This is a genomic window from Pseudoroseomonas cervicalis ATCC 49957, assembly GCF_000164635.1.
GTDB classification, from domain to species: Bacteria; Pseudomonadota; Alphaproteobacteria; order Acetobacterales; family Acetobacteraceae; genus Pseudoroseomonas; species Pseudoroseomonas cervicalis.
In genome coordinates, this window is the sequence record NZ_GG770779.1 from 67,793 (window position 1) to 71,503 (window position 3,711).

The 3,711-nt window shown below is 72.9% G+C and carries 3 protein-coding genes; all 3 read right to left on the reverse strand.

Annotation, left to right across the window (positions count from 1 at the left end; all coding sequences use genetic code 11):
* On the reverse strand, positions 1 to 524 hold a 524-nt coding region (locus tag HMPREF0731_RS11580; protein ID WP_040613172.1), incomplete at its 3' end, for a Smr/MutS family protein.
* A 97-nt stretch (positions 525 to 621) separates the two neighbouring features.
* The gene (locus HMPREF0731_RS11585) at positions 622 to 3,426 is read right to left on the reverse strand and encodes a [protein-PII] uridylyltransferase (RefSeq protein WP_007004316.1); all 2,805 of its coding nucleotides are present in this window, start codon (positions 3,424 to 3,426) and stop codon (positions 622 to 624) included.
* A partial coding sequence (locus HMPREF0731_RS11590; RefSeq protein ID WP_007004317.1) for a hypothetical protein occupies positions 3,423 to 3,711 on the reverse strand: 289 nt, incomplete at its 5' end. The genes HMPREF0731_RS11590 and HMPREF0731_RS11585, both read right to left, overlap by 4 nt.

Below are 3,711 nucleotides of genomic sequence, written 5' to 3' on the forward strand. Positions count from 1 at the left end.
CGCAGCAGCAGATGCACCGCCCCCTGGTTCGGCGCCGGATGCGCCGCGCCCAGCACCAGCCCGCGCAGCTCCGGCGCGTTCAGCCAGTGCGGCAGTTCCCGCCGCAGCACGCCGCCATCCGGCGCCGGGCCCTTGCCGGTGACGATGGCGACGCAGCGCAGCCCCTCCGCCTGGGCGCTGTGCAGGAAGCCGCGCACCGCCACCCAGGCATCCTGGGCGCGGCGGCCATGCAGGTCGAGCGTGCGCTCGGGGCGGGTGCGGCCGCGGCGGAGGTCCTTCCAGCGCGAATGGTCCAGCCCGCCCGGCTGCGCGCCGATGTCGATCGGCGGCGGCGCGGGCTTCGCCACTGGCTTGACCGGCGGGGCAGGAGGCGCCGCCACCAGCACCGGCACCGGGGGAGCAGGCTCCAGCGGCGCGGCCGGCAGGCTCGGCAAGGCGTGGCCCGGCAGGGGTTTGACCGTCTCGGCATAGGCGCGCCACAAGGCACGCTCCTGCGGGGTCAGGCTTCGGCCTGGGCGACGCATGTCCTGTCCTGTCAAAACCAGGGGGCTCCGCCCCCTGGACCCCCGGCAGGAACCTGAGGTTCCTGCACCTCCCATTAGTCAGTCAGGGGGCGCAGGTCTATTCCTCCTCGGCAGGGGTGCCGAGGGCGGCCAGCAGCGCGGCGCGCAGGCTGGCCAGCTTGCGGTCGTTCTCCACCTTCAGGCCGAACACGTCCTTCACGTAGAAAACGTCCACGGCGCGCACGCCATAGGTGGTGATGTGGGCGGAGGCGATCTGCAGGCCCTGCTCGGAAATCGCCGCCGTCACGTCGTGCAGCAGGCCGGGGCGGTCGCGGCCATTCAGCTCGATCACCGTGTGCGTGTTGCTGGCGAAATTGTCGATCACCACCCGGCCGGGCACCTGCACGGCGCGCAGGCGGGCCGGCTCGCGGCGGACCTTGCGGATCTCCTGCACCAGATTCAGGCGGCCGGAGAGCGCCTGCTCGATCAGCACCGACAGCCGCGCCAGCTTGTGCGAGGCATCGAAGGCCCCGCCCGCCCCGCCCGGCTGCGCGTCCTGCACCCAGAACGTGTCCAGCGCCATGCCATTCGTCATGGTGTGGATGCGGGCATCGACGATGGTGGCGCCCGCCACCGCCAGCGCCCCGGCGATGCGGCTGAACAGGCCGGGATGGTCGGAGCAGTAGACCGTCACCTCGGTCACCGCCCGCGCCTCCAGCACCCGCGTCGCCACCGAGAGCGGCGCGCCGGAGGCCTCGGCCTCGCGGATCATCGCCGCGTGGCGGGCATGGCTCTCCGGGTCGAAGGACAGCCAGTAGCCGGGATAGCCGAGGCCGAGGAAATGCTCGACCGCCTCGCGCTTCTGGTCGCCCATGATGGCGGCGGCCGCCTGCTTGGCGCGCGCCACGCGCACATCGCGCTCCGGCACCGAGAGGCCGCCGGCCAGCACTTCCGCCACCCGCCAGTACAGCTCGCGCAGCAGGGTGGCCTTCCAGCCATTCCACACCTTGGGGCCGACGGCGCGCATATCGGCCACCGTCAGCACCAGCAGCAGGCGCAGCCGCTCCGGCGACTGCACCACCTCGGCGATGTCGAGGATGGTCTTGGGGTCGTCGATGTCGCGCTTGAAGGCGGTCTGGCTGACCAGCAGATGGTTCAGCACCAGCCAGGAGACGGTCTCCGTCTCCTCCGGCGTCAGGCCGAGGCGGGGGCAGACCTCCAGCGCGATGCCGGCGCCGAGCTCCGAATGGTCGCCGCCGCGGCCCTTGGCGATGTCGTGCAGCAGCAGCGCCACATGCAGCGCGCGGCGCGACTGCACCTGGCCGACCAGCTCGCTCGCCACCGGCGCGGCCTCGGCCAGCTCGCCCGCCTCCAGCTGGTTGAGCACGGCGATCGCCTCGATCGTGTGCTCCTCCACGGTGAAGACATGGTAGGTGTCGAACTGCATCAGCCCGACGATGCGGGCCCAGTCCGGGATGAAGCGGGAGAGGAAGCCGACCTCGTTCAGCACCCGGATCCAGCGCGCCGAATCGCGGCCGCAGAGCAGGTCGAGGAACAGCTCGCTGGCCTCCGCGTCGCCGCGCAGCACCGTGGCGCGCGGCGCGCTGCGGATCAGCGCGCGATGCGCCAGCGGGTGCAGCTCCAGCCCGCGGTCGCGCGCCGCGCGCACCAGGCGCAGCATGATGGCCGGGTCGTCCTCCACCACCCGGTCGGGGGCGAAGAGCAGCTTGCCATCGGCGATGGCGACGCCGGCGGCCACCAGCGCCGGGTCCGGCGCCCGCTGCACCGCCGGCAGGCCGAGCGTCGCGCGCTCGATCGCCGGCTCCAGCAGGCGGGAGAGGCGCACCACGTCGCGCGCGGTGAGGAAGAGGTGCTTCATGAAGCGCTCCACCCCATCCTGCTTGCCATGGCGGGTATAGCCCATGCGGGCGCCCACCACCGGCTGCAGGTCGAAGGTGAGCCGCTCCTCGGCGCGGCCGGTGACGTAGTGCAGGTGGAAGCGCACCGTCCACAGGAAGTCCCAGGCGCGCTTGAAGGCGCGCGCCTCGCGCGCCGTCAGCAGCCCGCCGCCGGGGCTGTCGGGCCCGACCAGCTCCGGCATGCGCTTCACGCCGAAGGCGTAGCGCGCCAGCCAGTACATGGTCTGGATGTCGCGCAGGCCGCCGCGGCCTTCCTTCAGGTGCGGCTCGACCAGATAGGGGCTGTCGCCATAGCGGCGGTGCCGCGCCGTGCGCTCGGCCCGCTTGGCGGCCAGGAACTGGCCGATGCCCCAGTCCTGCCGGGCGCGGGCGAATTCCTCGTCGAAGCGGTCGAACAGCGCCGCCTCGCCGGCCAGGAAGCGGGCATCGAGCAGCGCGGTCTGGATGGTGGCGTCGCTGCGCGCATCCTCCAGGCATTCGCGGATGCTGCGGGTGGCATGCCCGACCTTCAGCCCGAGATCCCAGAGCAGGTAGAGCATGAACTCCACCGCCCGCCGGCCGCGGGGCCCAAGCGGCCGCTCCGACAGGAACAGCAGGTCGATGTCGGAATAGGGGCCGAGCACGCCGCGGCCATAGCCGCCGGTCGCCGCCAGCACGAAGGGCGGCTCGCTGGTGGCGGCGAAGGGGTTGGCGCCCGGCTCGGCCTGCTCCGGCGCCACCTGGGCCAGGGTGTAGGCGTGGATGGCGAAGATCAGCCCGTCGGTCAGCTCGCCCAGCATGCGCGCCGCCGTCAGGCCCGACAGCGCATGCGCCTCGAACGCCTCCTGCACCCGGTTCTGGATCCGCCCCAGTTGCCGGCGCAGCAGCATCAGCGCCTGGTCGCGCGGCACCGGCGCGCCGGGGCGGGGGATCAGGTCCAGCACGACATCGGGCAAGGGCCGCAGCGCCCCGGCGGGCAGGGGCGCGGTGGCAAAGGCGTCAGGCAACTCGCCGGAGCTTCTCATTCGACGGATGTTATCCCGCCCGCGCCCGGGGCAACAGCTTCGTGATCGCTTTTGTGCGCCCCGTTGCTGCCGTGCAGCAATTTCAGGCGGTAAAGCGCCTCCAGCGCCTCGCGCGGGGTCATCCTGTCGGGGTCGATCGCGTCCAGCGCATCGCGCAGCGCATCCTGTTCCACCGCCGGTTGCGCGGACTCGGGCGACTCCGCCGGGCGGCCGCCGAACAGCGGCAGCTCCTCGGCCAGCGGCTCCAGCCCGCGGGCGCGCGCCTCCAGCGCCGCCAGCACGGCG

What these genes read in the sequence shown, in the direction of transcription:
- HMPREF0731_RS11585 (WP_007004316.1), bottom strand. Translation starts at nt 3,426, where the DNA reads ATGAGAAGCTCCGGCGAGTTGCCTGACGCCTTTGCCACCGCGCCCCTG.